The organism is Bacillus sp. RCC_6_1, assembly GCF_041360755.1.
GTDB classification, from domain to species: Bacteria; Bacillota; Bacilli; order Bacillales; family Bacillaceae_G; genus Bacillus_A; species Bacillus_A cereus.
This window is the reverse complement of record NZ_JBFUPV010000005.1, coordinates 18,119-35,910: the sequence shown is the minus strand read 5'-3', so window position 1 is coordinate 35,910 and position 17,792 is coordinate 18,119. Positions and strand designations below refer to the sequence as shown.

The following is a 17,792-nucleotide window of genomic DNA, read 5'->3' as shown; positions in this document are numbered from 1 at the left end:
TATTCCTTTTTTTATATCTAGAACACTTTTTTCTACGTACTATTAATCGTTTCAACTGGAATAAACAAAATATATGGTACATATGTTTAAGCTGTGGTCAATTGTTGAAAGGGATGAAGAGTATGACTCAGCTGAACTTTGAAGAAAATTTATTAACTAAAGTAGCTTGGTACTATTATAAAGACCAATTAACACAACAGGAGATCGCGTCACTTCTTCATATTTCAAGAAATAAAGTCGTCCGGTTATTAGATAAAGCGCGGAGTGAAGGTATCGTTACATTTCACGTAAAAGGGACTGGTTTGCACTGTTTAAGTATTGAGCGTGACCTAATGAAAAAATTCCACTTAAAAGATGCTTTTATTATCCCTACCCCAGTAAACAATTATCACGCTTCTCTCGGAAAAGCTGCTGCACAATATTTAGAAACTCATCTCCAGCAAGGCGATTTACTCGGTATTGGCTGGGGAGAAACAATTAGCAAAATGCTAGAAAACATTCATTTTGAAAGTTCTATCAACCTTTCAATCGTAACGCTAACAGGCGGGGTAAATCACTATCTCCCGAGAAAACAAAACTATTTACACTACATGCAAGGCGAACTTCACATTATCCCTACGCCGTTTCTAGCGTCTACAACCGAAATGGCACAAAGTATTCTATCAGAACCGAGTGTAAAAGATATGCTTCAAGTCGCTTCACTTGCTCATACGGCTGTTGTCGGTATTGGGGGATTATCTCAAGACGCTACGATTGTAAAAGAAGAAAAATTAACACTACGTGAGATGACATATATTCGTAGTCAAAACGGTGCTGGCGATATTTTAGGACAATTTTATAATACAAATGGCGATTTATTAGAGCTCTCGCATCACAATCGTCTAATTGGCACGCCCCTCTCTATTTTGCGCAATATGAAGCATGTCGTCGGTGTTGCTGGAGGTACTGAAAAGATAGATGCAATTTATGGTGCCTTAAAAGGAAAGTTTATTCATTCATTAATTACCGATGAGGAAACTGCCCTCTCCTTATTACGAAAGGATGGTGATTGTTAATGTCCCATTTATTAGCTTTTGATGCTGGTACAGGGAGCATTCGAGCAGTTCTTTTTGATTTACATGGTAATCAAATTGCAGTAAGTCAAAAAGAATGGATTCACAAATCTGACCTTCGTTATCCAGGCTCTATGAACTTTGATGTAGTAGAAAATTGGAAGCTAGTACAAGAATGTACGAAAGAGGTGCTTCAAAAAAGCAACACTCCTGCCTCTTCTATTCTTGCTATTAGCGCTACAAGTATGCGAGAAGGATTTGTTTTATATGATCAAGATGGGAAAGAAATATGGGCGTGTGCAAATGTTGATGGGCGCGCATCCGTCGAAGTTAGTGAATTAAAAGAAATTCGGTCACATCTTGAAAAAGATTTATATACAAAGTCTGGTCAAACTTTTTCATTAGGTGCTTTACCACGCCTACTCTGGATAAAAAAACATGAACCCGACGTCTATAATAATATTTACTCTTTTACAATGTTAAACGATTGGATTTTATATAAACTAAGCGGCGTACTACAAATTGATCCCTCAAACGGATGCACGTCAGGTATTTTTGACTTACAAAATAGAGTGTGGGATAACGATGTCGCTAAGGAGTGCGGTCTATCTTTGCCATTTTCACCAACAGTAAATGAAGCTGGTACAGTAATTGGCAACGTTACAAAAGAGTGTGCAGCATTAACTGGATTACGTGAAGGGATTCCTGTCGTCGCCGGGGGTGGAGATGCTCAAATGGCATCGCTCGGAACAGGAATCGTGAAACCAAATCAAACGTTAATATGCGGGGGTAGCTTTTGGCAACAAGAAGTGAATGTTACTGAGCCAATAACAGATCCACATGCTGCGATTCGAGTAAATTGTCACGTCGTTCCGAACCTATGGCAATATGAAACAATCGCCTTTTTCCCAGGTCTCGTTATGCGCTGGTTTCGAGACGCTTTTTGCCAAGAAGAAAAGAAACTTGCTGATAAACTCGGTGTAGATGCTTATGAATTACTAGAAGAACAAGCGAAAGACGTACCTGTCGGTTCACATGGCATTATCCCTACTTTTTCAAACGTTATGAACTACATTTCTTGGCGTCATGCCGCACCTTCTTTTTTAAATTTAAGTTTAGACGCTGACAAATGCGGAAAAAAAGAACTGTTTCGTGCTATTGAAGAAAATGCAGCCTTCATTACACTTGGAAACTTAAAATTAATAAAAAATCTAACTGGCACATTCCCTTCTGAAGTTATTTTTGCTGGCGGTGCCGCTAAAGGAAAACTATGGCCACAAATTCTATCAGACGTACTCGGTATTCCTGTAAAAGTACCTGTTGTGAAAGAAGCAGCTGCTTTAGGAACTGCGATTGCTGCTGGAGTTGGTGCTGGCATATATTCATCTATGGAAGAAACTGCCGAAGAGTTTGTACAGTGGGAGCAAACATTCGAACCAGTTACTGAAAATCACGAACTATATAAAGAGTTCTATGAAACATGGAAAACTGTATATGACAGTCAGCTCGCTTTAGCTGATAAAGGGCTCACCTCACATATGTGGATTGCGCCTGGTGCACTGTAACACATTACATAAAGGAGTGAACTGTATGTTAAAAGCGAATGAAAATGACTTCTCCTATCGCTTCGGTGATAACGGGCCGAAATATTTAATACAAGGTCCAAATATTGATCTTGGCCTTGTTGTCATTCAACCGGGCCAGGAGTTTCAAAACCATTATCATACGACGTGCGAAGAGGTCTTTTATGCATTAGAAGGTGAAATAGATTTCTATGTGAATAATGAAAGAGTTCCAATTAAACAAGGTGATGTCCTGCAAGTTCGTCCTCATGAATCTCACTATCTTATTAACCATTCTGACAAACCTTTTAAAGCTGTTTTTATTAAGTCACCACATTTACCAAATAAAGATACTGTACAAACGGAAAATCCAACATTAACGAAGGAGTGATTTGGAATGACTTGGGGATTTAAAAATCGATTAAATACAATTTTACCTGATGGCAGAGCGGTAATGTTAGCAATAGATCACGGTTATTTCTTAGGACCAATTCACGGACTAGAACAACCACTTGAAACAGTTAAAAACTTACTTCCTTACACGGATTCTCTCTTTTTAACGCGTGGTGTACTTAGCTCCTGTATTCCTGAAAACTGCAGCACACCGATGGTTATGCGTGTATCTGGCGGTGCTACTGTCGTCGGTAAAGATTTAGCGAATGAAACAATTGTTACACCTGTAAAAGAAGCAGTGAAGCAAAACGCAATTGGCGTTGGCGTTTCTGTTTTTGTCGGATCAGACTATGAAACACAAACTGTTACAAATCTCGCAAATGTAGTCTCTGAAGCTCACGATTACGGCCTACCTGTACTCGGCATTACCGCAGTCGCAAAAGAATTACAAAAACGTGAAGCTCGCTTTCTAGCACTTGCTTCCCGCGTATGTGTTGAAATGGGTGCTGATATTATTAAAACGTATTACTGTGAAGGATTCGAAAAAATAACGAGCACATGCCCTGCCCCAGTCGTCATCGCGGGTGGCCCAAAACTAGATTCAATTGAAGACGCATTAAACATTACGTACAATGCGCTGCAAGAAGGCGCAATTGGAGTAGATATGGGCCGAAACATATGGCAATCCGAGCACCCAGCTGCGATGATTCAAGCGATACATGGCATTGTGAAAAATGGATTGAATGTGAAAGAGGCACTTGAACTTTATGATGATGTGAAGAATTAATGTGAAAAGACAGACTATTTATTAGTCTGTCTTTTTTACTTTACAGTGAAACTTTCTTAATCCGTCTTCTAATATGATACATACTTAAATTCTATACACCTTCAAATGATTACTATTAAGCTTTGAAACTTTCTTACCTTCTCTATAATCAAGACAAGACACTTCAATTAATAAGCCATTAAATACTGTAAAATAAAAACCATAACTACTACCTCGCATCAAATAAGGTTCCTTGTCTATTTCAATGCCGCCGGCTACTAAACGATTATACGCTTGATCCACTTCACTTGATGTATCCACTAAAAAACCAATATGAAAAGCTTCCGGATACGTAACTTCCTTATTCCCTTTAAATGCTTTTGGATCACTTAGTACAAGTATAAAACCACTCTCATCACTCATGACTACAAGTGCTTTCCCTTTTTGCTCCAAAAATTGAAAATCAAAAAATGTTTCAAAGAAATGTCTCGCTTCCGATAAATCATCAACACATAAATTTAAATGATTCAGCTTCATGTACTCATCTCCTTTTAAACTGAGGGTATATGGATTCATTTTTTTCATAACACTTAAATATGTAAGGGAAAATATTCAAGCGTTCCGTCTAAGACTATGCTTTATAAGTCTAATATTTTTTTCTATAGCCTAGAACGTTTTTTAAATGAATGAAAGATTTCCTATCATTCCCATCCCCCCAGTAATAAAAAAGAGGATACATGTTTGCTTCTACAACATGTATCCTCTGCTTGTATATTACAACTGTTGATAAGCCGATTTCGATGATTTCACATAATAAACCGCATGATCCACATTAATAATATGATCTGGTTTTGGTTTACCACGGCCCGCTCTATGTCCAGCTAAGTGTTCTTCACTTGTTTCCCAGTTTTTCCATGCTTCTTCCGATTCCCAGCGAATCATTACGACAACTTCTTCGTCGCCGCGTCTTACTTTTTTCACGAGAACACTTAAATCGATGAAGCCTTCAAATTTTTCAATAATACCTTCTCCAGTGAAACGTTCTACAACTATATTTGATGTACCTTCTTTTACTGTAAATGTTTTCGTTTCGATAAACATTTATTCCACTCCCTCTTTGTTATACGAATACTAGTATTCTTCTATTATAATTGATTATGATAATTATTTTCAATTGTAAAGTTTTAATTTTTTGAATTATGCTGATTTCTTTTCTATCGCCTCATCTAAAAATTTGAAATATGGAAGTAACATCCCTATTAAAGATGTAACACATATAACTGCACCGATAATTACATATAGCGCTCTTACTCCCCACATTTCACTCAATATTCCCCCTACTAACACACCTAATGGCATAGCGGATCGTATGAAAAATAAACGCACTGAAAATACTTGTCCTATCATATTATTTGGGACGATTTGTTGGCATATTGTTGTGTTATGAACATTGAAAAATGCAATACAAATCCCTGCTATTACTTCAATTAGTATTGCAATGATAATACTATGATTGAACCCTAGCGAAATGTATGTGAGTCCCCCTATAAACAATCCCCCAAGCATAAGTATACGCCGGCTTTTATATGTTACTTTTCCGACTAATACTGAGCCAATTACGTAGCCAAGTGGAAAACCTGCCATAAAATAGCCGTACTCTGCATATCCCGCTAACAGCTCGTCTTTTATATAAGGAAGATTTGTGACCATCGTTACCCCTACTCCAAACTGCACGAAAGTAAGAAATATACCGAGCCAAACGATGATTGGTTTTGTAAAAAAATATGTAAAACCTTGAAGAAATTGTTCTAGCCACGTTTTTCGTATATCTGTTGTAGTTCTCTTTTCTTTTATATAAAGTAAGAAAGCACCACTAACAAATAGACAAATACATACGAAAGATAATGTAAGTTCTGTTCCAATGAAATGAATGACTACTCCGCCTAATACTGGCGCAAGAAACATCATGAGACGAGTCATTCCATCAATATACGCATTTGCGTCTTGAAGTTGTCCTTGACTTACAATGCTCGGTGTAATTGCTTGACTTGCAGGTGTATAAAGAGGTGTAATAAGTCCCACTACAATTTGAACAACATAAATGTGCCAAACTTCTATACTACCTGTAACTAGCATCACCAAAGGTAATAAGAATACGGACGCCCGTATCCATTGTGAAAAAATCATAATCCACTTCCGGCTCCATTTATCAATAAATGGGCCACTTATTAATTGCAGTATGAGTGATGGGATGAAATATAATAGCCACATACTACTTAAAGCCATTTCCGATCCTGTTAACTCATATACTAGAATTGAATTACATAACGTTCCGAAAGCCCCTCCTAATTCAGAGATTGCACTACCAATCCACATAAAAAAGAACGAACGATTTTTCAATATATTTTTCAATTTCACACACCAACTTTTCTTTTATATTCCTCCCTTTATGTACATTCTCGTTGTTAATTATCTATTCAAAAACATATCTAATTCTTTCGCTAAAGACTGTACTGCTTTCTTTCTTAATACATATTTTCCGTCATGTATATCAACTAACTTCGCTGCACGTAACAATTTCAAATGATGGTGTACAGTCGATTTACCAAGCTGTAATCTTTCCGTTATTTCCTGTAATGTACGTTCTTTTTCAAATAACATTTTTACAATTCGCAATCTCGCCTCATCCCCAAGAGCCTTATGTTTTTGAACTAAAAAATAATTCGGTTCATACGGATCTTCAGGATGAATGCTTTCATTCGCAACTGGATAATGAAATACTTTCGTATCATCAATATCCGCTTCAATATTCCACGGTCTGTACGTCATTTGCGGAATAAGAAGTACGTGATGAACACTTGGCTCTGGCATATAGTTCACTCCGCCAGTCGCCCACTCGACAAACTCTTCCGGCTTCATCTTTTTATTCATTTCATTTTTCGCTTCATAATCTCGTTTTAATATAGAAAGTATTTGTTCTTCCTCTCTTTTAATAACACTCTTATACCAACCTGTCATAACAGCGATTAAATGCGATTTCAGCACTTGTACATCTACATTACATATAAAGCTAATATAAGTAGAAAAAAACTGATGATTATCTGTTAGTTCCTTTAGTTCGTGTATTGCACATACAACTCCCGTTGCAGCTAAACGTCTTTTCTCTTCATACTTCTCTCCTAAAAACGGTAAACATATAAATTTCAAATCTTCTTCTGAAAATGAATCAATTTTAAAATTAAACTGCGATAAATCTTGAAAATCCTCTTCATACAATAACTGGAGTAATGCTTTCCACGTATTATGTTCTTCTACAAACTGTAAGTGTTCTCTCATTTCTTCTGTTAATGCTTTCTTAATTTCTTCCCATTCACTTTGAGTTTTTTCAAGAGTATCAATTAACCTTTTATGAGTAATCGCTGCAATGCCAAGTGCACATTCGAAAAGTATCGAATATTTCACCTGAACGTTGTATGTTTCCCTTTTTCTGCTCGTTATGTGATAGACCTCCATTTTTATCCCCTCCTTGTTTGCTATATAACATATTCTATTTTCATCGAATTTTACCTTCTATATTTTTAGAACCGTTTTGCAACTTTAAAAAAACTTTAATCAATGAGCAAACAGAAAAAGGTTTATACTCTTTTCATTCTGACTCAATGAAAGCCTTGATTATTAAATATCATATTAAAAATGAGATTTTTTAATGGCTCAATTATACGTTGTATTTCACTCTCTTGTTCAACTATAGAGAAGGTTTATTGAAGAGAAAAGCGAACGCTTCAAGTACATGATGCCTTACAATCTTCATTAACCGCCCTTCAAGAAGCAGAACTAGATCAACTAAGTCCTTCTCTACCAGTTTGGCGACAATATATGAATATCCTTTTGCATGATGCTTATCATACAGGACAAATTATACAGCTTCGGAAACTTCAAGGTTCATGGCCAACTCACCGTTCTTATTTATAAAGTGAAATTTTAATCAGCTCTTACCAATCGGGATTTTGCGGGCAGCCCATCCCCACTTCACTTCTTTGCTTTCCCTGAATTTTGAGGTAAAAGTCTTACTGCCCGTTAATCCGGGATAAACGATGTTTAAAATCGCATACGTTTAATATCCAACAAAACAATTGAAAACAACTAATTGTTCGATAATTACTACGATTGCTCAAAATAAAGCAAATTAAAATACATTGATTCCTAACATAACTTACATGCTTCATAACTTCTAATCATAATCCAAATTTGGAAGAATAGATGCTTTTTTATATACAAATAATAAGCCTCAAGGAGTTGTTGACATGCATTTCATATTGAATATGTTAGGGATTTTCGTTGTCATATTAATCGTTTTCTTATGTTCGCCTAATAAAAAACATATAAAATGGAGACCAATTGTAATTCTCATCCTATTGGAGCTTTTTATTACGTGGTTTATGTTAGGCACAAAGCTCGGCAGTATTATCATTAATAAAATTGCGTCATTTTTCAGTTGGCTACTAGCATGTGCGAATGAAGGTATTCGATTTGCATTTCCTTCAGCTATGGAAAGTCAGCACATTGATTTCTTCTTTAGTGCGTTACTTCCTATCATTTTTGTTATTACTTTTTTCGATATTCTTTCTTATTTCGGAATCTTAACTTGGATTATTGATAAAGTAGGTGCAGTTATTTCAAAGATTTCTCGTTTACCAAAGTTAGAAAGTTTCTTTTCGATTCAAATGATGTTTTTAGGAAACACCGAAGCACTTGCGGTTGTTCGTGATCAATTATCTGTTTTAAAAGAAAATCGATTATTAACTTTTGGAATTATGAGTATGAGTAGCGTTAGCGGATCCATTCTTGGTGCTTATTTATCAATGGTTCCAGCAACATATATTTTCAGCGCAATCCCATTAAACTGTATTAACGCATTAATTTTAGCCAATGTATTAAATCCTGTGGAAGTTTCGAAAGAAGAAGACGTTGTTTACACACCTTCAAAACATGAAAAAAAGGATTTCTTTTCTACTATTTCAAACAGTATGTTAGTTGGGATGAATATGGTTATCGTTATTTTAGCTATGGTAATTGGTTATGTAGCTTTAACAGCATGTTTAAATGGGATTTTAGGATTTTTTGTAACGGGGTTAACAATTCAAAAAATCTTCTCCATTATCTTTAGTCCTTTTGCATTTTTACTCGGTTTATCAGGCAGTGATGCTATGTATGTAGCTGAATTAATGGGGATCAAAATAACGACGAATGAATTTGTTGCAATGATGGATTTAAAATCAAACTTAAAGTCGCTACAACCGCATACGGTTGCGGTTGCAACGACATTTCTAGCTTCTTTTGCTAACTTTAGTACAGTAGGTATGATTTACGGAACTTACAATTCATTATTTGGCGGAGAAAAATCATCAGTCATCGGTAAAAATGTTTGGAAGCTTCTTGTTAGCGGGATGGCTGTTTCTTTATTAAGTGCTATGCTCGTTGGGCTATTTGTATGGTAAATAATTTTTATAATAAAAGACACCCAAGCCAATTGAGTGTCTTTTATTATTATTTTCGAATTTGCCCATTTCCACGAATCACATATTTTGTAGAAGTTAATGCTGGAAGCCCCATTGGTCCTCTTACGTGTAACTTTTGTGTACTGATACCAATTTCCGCTCCGAATCCAAATTCGGATCCATCTGTAAAACGAGTCGATGCATTATGATAAAGTGCCGCGGCATCTACAGAAGTAAAAAACTTGCTGACGTTTTCCTCGTTTTCAGTAATAATCGCTTCAGAATGCATAGATCCATACGTATTTATATGATGAATCGCTTCTTCAACAGTGGAAACCACTTTCACTGCTAGTGTGAGAGATAAAAACTCAGTTTCCCAGTCTTCTTCTGTCGCAAGTAAGATAGAAGGATCAATCGCCACTGCTTTATTATCACCACGTAGCTCCACTCCTCTTTCCTTCAAGGAAGAAAACAACTCGCTACCATATTGCTCTGCCCAATTCTCATGAAGTACAATCGTCTCAATTGCATTACATACAGATGGACGCTGCGTTTTTGCGTTTATAATAATATTAAACGCCATTTGTTTATCTGCTGTTTCATCAATGAATATATGACAATTTCCCGCACCTGTTTCAAGTACTGGAACAGACGCTTCTCTCACTACTGTATCAATTAATTGTTTACCGCCTCTTGGTATAAGAACATCCAAGTACTCGTTCAATGTAAACAACTGTTTTGCACTATCTCTCGTTGTATCTTCTATGAGCTGTACACTTTCTGAAGGCAAGCTAGTTTGCTTAAGCGCCCGGTGAATAACGCTAACGATAGCTTTGTTAGAATGTATAGCAGAAGAACTACCACGTAGTATTACTGCGTTTCCTGTTTTTAAACAAATTGTAGCAGCATCAACAGTTACATTCGGTCTTGCCTCATAAATCATTCCGACAACACCAAGTGGTACGCGCATCTCCTGAATAGATAGTCCATTTGGTCGTTCCCATGCACTTACACATTCTCCAATAGGATCACGTAATTCAATTAACTGCTTAATACCCTCTGTCATATCAACAATTCGTTGTTCATTCAGCAAAAGGCGATCAAGGAGTGAATGAGAAAATCCTTTCTCCTTACCTTCTTCAATATCCCGTTTGTTTTCTTCTAAAATATAAGCTGTTTCTACTATCAGCTGATTAGCAATTGCAGCAAGTGCTTCATTTTTTTGATCTGTAGTTTTAAGCACAAGTTCTCTAGCAACCTCTTTTGCTTTTATCCCCTTTGCCAACACTTCATTCATTTTTATTTCCTCCTTTTTAAAGTGAAACCCAATGATCCCTATGGATGACTTCATAACTATGTCTCTCGCCTCTTACTTGAATATCTTGGCTTTGCATACCTTTTACATCTCTTAGTTCCTCTGCACTATATGTGCATTGTCCTTTTCCTATTACGCGCCCTTGTTGCGTTACAACCTCTACAACTTCACCCACTTGGAAAAATCCTGATACATTCGTAACACCAGCTGGAAGTAAACTCTTCCCATGCTGAATGATGGCAGTAGCTGCCCCAGCATCTACTTCAATTTGTCCGCTAACAAGCGAATGCAAGGCAATCCATTGCTTGTTCATCTTCATTTCTTTTTGAGGAGCATTACCAACATACGTTCCATCACCCTTACCCTTCAAAACATCTACAAACTTTTCCTGTCCACGTCCTGTTCCGATAAATACACTCACACCAAGAGAGAGTGCTGTCTTTGCAGCATCGATTTTTGATTTCATACCGCCAGTCCCAAGTTTTGAGCCTGCATCTCCTGCAAGAGAAGAAATTTCTTCCGTAACTTCAGGAAGAAAATAATATTTTTTTGCATCCGCATTTTTCTGAGGATTTTTGTCATATAACCCGTTCACATCCGTAAAGATCATAAGCATATCCGCCGAAACAAGCCCGCTTACTAAAGCTGACAGCATATCATTATCACCGAACGTTAGCTCCTCTAAAGAGATGGAATCATTTTCATTAATAATTGGAAGAGCGGAACGGTTTAATAATTCTCCTAACGTAGCGTAAGCATTACTATATTGTTCTTTTCTAGAAAAATCACTTCTCGTCAGCAAAAGTTGCGCAGTAACGATGCCATATTTACGGAATTCCTCCGTGTACGCCTGCATTAACAAACTTTGTCCGACAGCTGCTGCAGCCTGTTTCCCTTTAATCGTTACAGGTCTGCTAGGATATCCTAGCGCTGAAAAACCTGCAGCGACGGCTCCAGATGTAATTAACACAACCTCGTGCCCATCTTCTTTCAACCGAGCCAATGCGGCAACGTGATCTGAAAGCTGTTCTGTAGAGATGCCTCCATGACTATCTGCCAAGGAACTACTCCCAATCTTTACAACAATTCGTTGTTTTTTCACTTTTTTATCCCCCAAGTCTAAAATCAAAGTTTTTTTATAAATTACACTTCATTCACTTTGTAACTATATCTATTCTCATCAATGCTGCACTGAAGTATTTAAGAGCAAAATAAAAATGACCGCTTCGCCCTTAATAAAATAAAAAGGACGAAACGGTCATTGTTCCGCGGTACCACCTTAATTGATATACATAGATATCCACTTGGTGCCTATAACGCAGGCGAACGCCTAAACTTTCATTTAAGACTCAGGGATAGGTTCGATATATTCTATACGAGGAATCTTTCAGCCGGTGAATTCCACTCTCTTTCGCAAGAAGACATATGTACTAATTCCCTTCAACGATTTTCAATCTAATTTTTTTATATTATGCGATATAGTTCGATTCGGTGTCAAGAGGTATTTTTAAAAATAAATAGAGCCACAAGTTATTTGTATGAAATTATCGCCCTACTGAATGAAAATACAAAATGATATAAGTTTAACTCATATTCATAAACATAAAACCTTACATTATAGTGTATATATTTACATAATGTCGAATATAATTAATTTTTGTCTTTTAGTGTTGCAAAAAGGAATATATTCTCTTAGAATGTTTCTTTATATTGCACAGGGATGTTATTCTTATTCTAAGAAAATAATATCAAACCGATATAATTGATTATAAAAGGAGCAAGATTGAGTTATTATGGATAAACAAATTGGATTCATCGGTTGCGGAAATATGGGAATGGCTATGATTGGCGGAATGATAAACAAAAATATAGTGTCTTCAAATCAAATTATTTGTTCAGATTTAAACACTGCTAATTTAAAAAATGCTAGTGAAAAATATGGGCTAACTACAACTACCGACAACAATAAAGTAGCTAAAAATGCTGATATTTTAATTTTATCAATCAAACCAGACCTATATTCATCAATAATTAATGAAATAAAAGAAGTAATCAAAAACGATGCTATCATCGTTACGATCGCTGCTGGAAAAAGTATTGAAAGTACTGAAAATGCCTTTAATAAAAAAGTAAAGGTTGTAAGAGTAATGCCTAATACTCCTGCTCTTGTTGGAGAAGGAATGTCTGCATTATGCCCTAATGAAATGGTGACAGAAAAAGATTTAGAAGATGTACTAAACATTTTCAATAGTTTTGGTCAAACAGAGATCGTAAGTGAAAAATTAATGGATGTTGTCACATCCGTAAGTGGTTCTTCACCAGCTTATGTATATATGATTATAGAAGCGATGGCAGATGCTGCTGTACTAGATGGTATGCCAAGAAATCAAGCATATAAATTCGCTGCTCAAGCTGTGTTAGGCTCTGCAAAAATGGTACTAGAAACAGGAATACATCCAGGTGAATTGAAAGATATGGTTTGTTCTCCTGGCGGAACGACAATAGAAGCTGTAGCAACATTAGAGGAAAAAGGATTACGAACAGCGATTATTTCAGCTATGCAGCGTTGTACGCAAAAGTCTGTTGAACTATCTGGTCAAACTAAAAAATAAAACTATAAAAGAGATTACGTTAGCTATGAATTCACATAATTTTAATTAAAAATTCACTACATGATAAACGGCCAAACTCATATAAAATTGAGCTTGGCCGTTCTACTTTTTAATTATATTAAAATAATTTGATTTAACTCTTCTTTAAAGGTTCTGTTTTATCCCTTACCTATTCCCTACTATGATTGTGTAATTTTATTAGAAACTAATAATTTTTCAATGCATTTCGGTAACATATCTAATAGTGTTTCAAATGCGTAGTTTACATCTAGACGTTCTGTCCATTGATGTGCATCTTTTCCTACCGGTCCCATATTTAATACTGGAACATCAAACTCTTCTAATTCCTGAAGCGGAATTGAATAGCCTTTATCCCATAATGGCATATTGTCTACAAGCGAACTCATTGAATCCAGTGGATACTGCAAGCCTACATAGCTTAAATCTGAAATCCCCCCAAAATAATTTTGGTTTTCAAATGTAATTTTATGATTGTAATGTGCGTACTTTTCCATTTCTACAACTACCTCTTTTATTAAAGGATTGTTGCGTGAACTCACAGCTGGATAGTACGGCGGAGCGAAGAAAAGTACAATCATCGGTGCCTTTTCTTTACATAAAATCGCTAATTTATCTACTAAATCAATCGTTACCGCACGATCATCTCTATCTCCTCTATTTTTTATAATATTAGATTGAATATGATCTATTTTTTCTCGTCCATGTTGCTCAATTGCATATGTGATAAGCTCTTCATAAGTTAATACATTTACTTTGAGATTAGGTGGTATAAATGGATTATATTTAGAAAAACGATATGCATGTTTTTCATACGACTCTTCTATTTTCTCTGCTACTTTTGTTACTTTTTGACGTAACAATGAAACTACATCTGTCATTGATTTTTCTAATAAAAACAAATTAAATAATGTGACTGCACGATGCGGAATTTGTACAGAATAATCCTCTTTTAAGTCCCTTTGAAGTAAGTTAGTTGGCGGCGGACTCGCTTCCCCTTCTACAATATCACAAAGGTCTGTGTTTAACTCTAAGTCTGCTGTTATTAATGAAGCCATATAAATCCCATTTAAACCTGCAAAAGGTTCACCTACATGTGTCTCTTTTCCGTAGCACAGAAAACCAGGTAACACTTTACCAATAGAGCCAGTGTAAATATACTTATTTTGGTCACCAGGATGTCTTGAAAACATAGGCTCTGAGTTTAAGACCGTTTTATAATCTAAGTTATGCTCTCTTGCTAAATCTAACAGTCTCGGAACAGCGGCCCTCATCCCTACCGAATTCACTTCCTCATCTGGTACAGCCAATAAAAGAACATTCCCATCGAATCTTCCTTCACATGCTTGTTCAATCATTGCCATTTGTAATGCGAGGCCACATTTCATGTCCATTGTTCCTCTACCAAACAGCCAATCTCCATGTTCTATATCTTCACGTACATGGTCTGGAAGTTCATCTTTATGAGAATAAAACATAGATGTTAACTTTTTAGGATTAAATGCATCTTCTTTCCACACTCCGTAATCTTGTACATCTACAACATCAAAGTGACTTACTAGAATTACAGTATTTTTTGTACTATCGCTTTTCTTTACTAGTGCTGTAACAAAAAATCGTCCGTCCCCTGTCGGATTTTTTTGTAAATGATGCTTGTTTTCTTTGAAGTACTGTAAATCAGATAACTGTTCCACAACAAAGTCTGGCAATATTACTTCAGCTTCTGAACCAGTAATACTAGGAATTTCAACAAGACCGCTTAATAATTGAATCAATTGTTCTTTTGATTGCCACTTTGACATATAAATCCCCCTATTTTTCCGCATTATGAAAACGAATTCCAATATATGAATAAAAAATGACGACAGCTATCAAAATTATAGTTCTGATGTACTGCCGATTTTTATTGATATTTCATGAGCTGCTTGTTTTACCTTGCTAATAAGAAAAGATAGTCGATCATCATTAATACGATGACTAATTAACCCAACACTTAATGCTCCTACTACTTTATGATTAAATCCGATAATAGGTGCAGCTACTGAAGCTGTCCCTTCTGTTTTTTCACCATAACTGACAGCATATCCTTCATTTTTTATTTGCTTTATTTGATTAAGAAGAATTTGCTTTTGTTCTGGTAATGAAGAAAGTAAATGCTCTACAATATGTTCCATTTCATTCGTTTTCATATTGGCAAGCATCGTTTTATTTGCGGCACCAATTGAAAGTGGAATTTGTTCCCCTAGATTATCAATAACTCGAATTTTTAAAGGACTATCAATTCTTTCAATGATAATAGAATGTGTTCCGTTTGGAATATTCAAATAGACACTTTCTTCCACTTCAGCAGCCAAACGTTTCATCACTTCTCTTGCAACAGATCTATAGTCTACCTTCTCCAATTGACGCAACCCTATTTCCATCCACATTGGTCCAATTTTGTACTGTTTTGTCTCTGAAATTTGTGTAACTAACCCATGCTCCATTAGAGAGTTAAGTAATCTATGTACTGTACTAACCGGGAGATGTGTTCCATCAGCTATATCAGAAATAGCCCAATACTCTTTTTCATTTGTAGAATTCAATAATTTAATAATACTTATCGCTCGATCAATGGACTGTACCATAACTCGCCTCAACTTTACTCGTAATATGTTAGTACGCTTAATTAACTATCAATTTAGCAAACATTCGAAATGAAATCAATCTATTTATTTAATTTTCCAACAATAAAAACATATCACTAACAACGAATTGAAAACGCAAACAAAAAAATATTGACTTTTCTTTTTAATTATCTGAAAATTATAACAAGATTTCACATCACGGAATACATTCCATAATACGGAAAAACATCAAACTTTATTCTATCAACTACGAAAGTGAGGAAAACAATGGCGCAAGTAAACAATACAAACAATGAATTAAAACGTACGATGAAAAGTAGACACTTATTCATGATTGCACTCGGTGGTGTGATTGGAACGGGGTTATTTAACGGATCTGGCTTTATTATAAGTCAAGCTGGACCTGGTGGATCCGTACTTGCCTTTATGGCCGGTGGATTATTAATGTATTTCGTTATGCTATGTCTTGGTGAACTCGCTGTAGCCATGCCTGTTTCGGGTTCTTTCCAGGAATATGCCACTAAATTCATCAATCCTGCAACTGGCTTTACAATCGGATGGTTGTATTGGTTAAGCTGGGCGAATACGACCGGTCTTGAATTTACAACTGCCGGTATTACAATGCAGCGCTGGTTTCCTGATATTCCTGTTTGGGTTTGGTGTTTAATATTTGGCGTTACAATCTTTACTATTAACGCATTATCTGCTCGTAGTTATGCAGAAACAGAATTTTGGTTTTCAAGTATAAAAGTATCTGCCATTATAGCTTTTATAATTCTTGGTGGCGCCGCTATGTTCGGCTTTATTGATTTAAAAGGCGACGAACCAGCTCCACTTCTTTCAAATTTCGTAAATCATGGTGGTTTATTTCCGAATGGACTTGCAGCTATTCTATTAACAATGGTTACAGTCAATTATTCCTTCCAAGGTACAGAGCTTGTCGGAATCGCAGCAGGTGAAAGCGAAGATCCAGCAAAAACTTTACCTCGTTCTATTAGAAATATTATATGGCGCACAATGTTTTTCTTCGTCTTAGCAATCTTTGTTCTTGTTGCTTTAATTCCTTGGGAAGAAGCAGGACTCACAAAGAGCCCATTCGTTGCTGTTTTTGATAATATCGGTATTCCATATGCAGCTGATATTATGAACTTTGTTATTCTTACTGCTGTTCTTTCTGTTGCAAACTCAGGACTATACGCTGCTACTCGCATGCTTTGGTCTTTATCAAAAAACGAAATGGCTCCAGCATTTTTAAAGAAATTATCATCACGTGGGATTCCTCTCAACGCTTTAATCATGACAATAGCTATTTCTGCTTTTTCTCTTTTAACAAGCGTCGTAGCTGCTGAAACGGTTTACTTATGGTTAATTTCCATTTCTGGAGTCATAACAATTATTGTTTGGATGTCAATTTGTGTTTCTCAATTCTTTTTCCGCAAACACTATTTAGCTGAAGGTGGAAAATTAGACGATTTGAAGTTCAGAACTCCACTCTATCCCCTTGTACCAATTCTTGGTTTTGGATTGTATGGCATTATATTAGTAAGTCTTATCTTTATCCCAGATCAAAGACTAGGCATTTATTGTACTGTACCATTTATCATCTTTTGCTATACCTACTATCACTTTAAAGTTAAGAAAAGAATTGCAACTAACACTCAAAGTGAAACTAAAATTAGCGAAACTTCGTAATATTGTACGATACAAAAAAGACAACACGTGGCGTTTCACTTCATGTGTTGTCTTTTTTTATTATTTAAATATGAGTTCACCTGAATTTAATGGATTTTTCTCTTCTCCTACAAAAGTAGTAAAATTTTCATTTGAACTTGCTACCTCAGTTGGATTTATCGTATTTCAATTTCGATATAATAATAAATAGGTATATCAGATATAGCTGTACATTATTAGAATTACATTCATTACTCAACTGGTAGTTACCAAGAAAG

At 35.9% G+C, this 17,792-nt stretch carries 15 protein-coding genes, 1 pseudogene and 1 other annotated feature; of the genes and pseudogenes, 8 read left to right on the top strand and 8 right to left on the bottom strand.

Features of this window, described 5'->3' with window-relative positions; all coding sequences use genetic code 11:
• The first annotated feature begins 122 nt into the window (after positions 1–122).
• Genes AB6801_RS16670 through lsrF form a run of 4 tightly spaced genes read left to right on the top strand, consistent with a single transcriptional unit; the run spans position 123 to position 3,794 of the window.
• Positions 123–1,055: a sugar-binding transcriptional regulator gene (locus AB6801_RS16670; protein WP_000192709.1), complete on the top strand. Its 933-nt coding sequence runs from the start codon at positions 123–125 to the stop codon at positions 1,053–1,055.
• The gene (gene lsrK / locus AB6801_RS16665; RefSeq protein WP_141530666.1) at positions 1,055–2,617 is read left to right on the top strand and encodes an autoinducer-2 kinase; all 1,563 of its coding nucleotides are present in this window, start codon (positions 1,055–1,057) and stop codon (positions 2,615–2,617) included. Before AB6801_RS16670 ends, lsrK begins: the two co-directional genes overlap by 1 nt.
• 25 nt (positions 2,618–2,642) lie before the next feature.
• Positions 2,643–3,005: a cupin domain-containing protein gene (locus tag AB6801_RS16660; protein WP_000909986.1), complete on the top strand. Its 363-nt coding sequence runs from the start codon at positions 2,643–2,645 to the stop codon at positions 3,003–3,005.
• A gap of 6 nt (positions 3,006–3,011) precedes the next feature.
• Complete coding sequence (lsrF, locus tag AB6801_RS16655; RefSeq protein ID WP_000219782.1) at positions 3,012–3,794, top strand: 3-hydroxy-5-phosphonooxypentane-2,4-dione thiolase; 783 nt, start codon at positions 3,012–3,014, stop codon at positions 3,792–3,794.
• An 84-nt stretch (positions 3,795–3,878) separates the two neighbouring features.
• Here the strand turns inward: lsrF and AB6801_RS16650 are convergent, their stop codons facing one another.
• The 4 genes from AB6801_RS16650 to AB6801_RS16635 form a co-directional block, all read right to left on the bottom strand.
• Positions 3,879–4,310: a VOC family protein gene (locus tag AB6801_RS16650; protein ID WP_097999634.1), complete on the bottom strand. Its 432-nt coding sequence runs from the start codon at positions 4,308–4,310 to the stop codon at positions 3,879–3,881.
• 237 nt (positions 4,311–4,547) lie between these two features.
• Complete coding sequence (gene hmoA, locus AB6801_RS16645; protein ID WP_000469497.1) at positions 4,548–4,874, bottom strand: heme-degrading monooxygenase HmoA; 327 nt, start codon at positions 4,872–4,874, stop codon at positions 4,548–4,550.
• 96 nt (positions 4,875–4,970) lie between these two features.
• Complete coding sequence (locus AB6801_RS16640; protein WP_080450943.1) at positions 4,971–6,191, bottom strand: MFS transporter; 1,221 nt, start codon at positions 6,189–6,191, stop codon at positions 4,971–4,973.
• A 51-nt stretch (positions 6,192–6,242) separates the two neighbouring features.
• The gene (locus tag AB6801_RS16635; RefSeq protein WP_370941103.1) at positions 6,243–7,286 is read right to left on the bottom strand and encodes an ArsR/SmtB family transcription factor; all 1,044 of its coding nucleotides are present in this window, start codon (positions 7,284–7,286) and stop codon (positions 6,243–6,245) included.
• Between the two features lie 258 nt (positions 7,287–7,544).
• On the opposite strand from AB6801_RS16635, the pseudogene AB6801_RS16630 reads away from it, so the two are divergent.
• Together AB6801_RS16630 and AB6801_RS16625 are read left to right on the top strand one after the other, a co-directional pair.
• A pseudogene (locus tag AB6801_RS16630) lies at positions 7,545–7,745 on the top strand (DinB family protein); the annotation flags it as partial.
• Positions 7,746–8,077: 332 nt separating this feature from the next.
• Positions 8,078–9,271: a NupC/NupG family nucleoside CNT transporter gene (locus AB6801_RS16625; RefSeq protein ID WP_000545484.1), complete on the top strand. Its 1,194-nt coding sequence runs from the start codon at positions 8,078–8,080 to the stop codon at positions 9,269–9,271.
• 49 nt (positions 9,272–9,320) lie between these two features.
• On the opposite strand, the gene AB6801_RS16620 is transcribed toward AB6801_RS16625, so the two are convergent.
• Both AB6801_RS16620 and proB read right to left on the bottom strand, forming a co-directional pair.
• Complete coding sequence (locus AB6801_RS16620; protein WP_001006620.1) at positions 9,321–10,568, bottom strand: glutamate-5-semialdehyde dehydrogenase; 1,248 nt, start codon at positions 10,566–10,568, stop codon at positions 9,321–9,323.
• Between the two features lie 16 nt (positions 10,569–10,584).
• Positions 10,585–11,688 carry a glutamate 5-kinase gene (proB, locus tag AB6801_RS16615; protein WP_000744736.1) on the bottom strand — a complete coding sequence of 368 codons (1,104 nt, stop codon included), beginning with the start codon at positions 11,686–11,688 and terminating at the stop codon, positions 10,585–10,587.
• A 140-nt stretch (positions 11,689–11,828) separates the two neighbouring features.
• Positions 11,829–12,039: a binding site (T-box leader), on the bottom strand.
• 340 nt (positions 12,040–12,379) lie between these two features.
• Between proB and proC the strand changes: the two genes are divergently transcribed.
• Entirely contained in the window at positions 12,380–13,198 is an 819-nt protein-coding gene (proC, locus tag AB6801_RS16610) for a pyrroline-5-carboxylate reductase (RefSeq protein WP_000360729.1), read from the top strand.
• Positions 13,199–13,377: 179 nt separating this feature from the next.
• Here the strand turns inward: proC and AB6801_RS16605 are convergent, their stop codons facing one another.
• Together AB6801_RS16605 and AB6801_RS16600 are read right to left on the bottom strand one after the other, a co-directional pair.
• The gene (locus tag AB6801_RS16605; protein WP_141530665.1) at positions 13,378–15,042 is read right to left on the bottom strand and encodes a M20/M25/M40 family metallo-hydrolase; all 1,665 of its coding nucleotides are present in this window, start codon (positions 15,040–15,042) and stop codon (positions 13,378–13,380) included.
• Positions 15,043–15,093: 51 nt separating this feature from the next.
• Positions 15,094–15,843: an IclR family transcriptional regulator gene (locus AB6801_RS16600; RefSeq protein WP_000250750.1), complete on the bottom strand. Its 750-nt coding sequence runs from the start codon at positions 15,841–15,843 to the stop codon at positions 15,094–15,096.
• Positions 15,844–16,110: 267 nt separating this feature from the next.
• On the opposite strand from AB6801_RS16600, the gene AB6801_RS16595 reads away from it, so the two are divergent.
• Positions 16,111–17,535: an amino acid permease gene (locus tag AB6801_RS16595; RefSeq protein ID WP_000079967.1), complete on the top strand. Its 1,425-nt coding sequence runs from the start codon at positions 16,111–16,113 to the stop codon at positions 17,533–17,535.
• Positions 17,536–17,792: the final 257 nt, after the last annotated feature.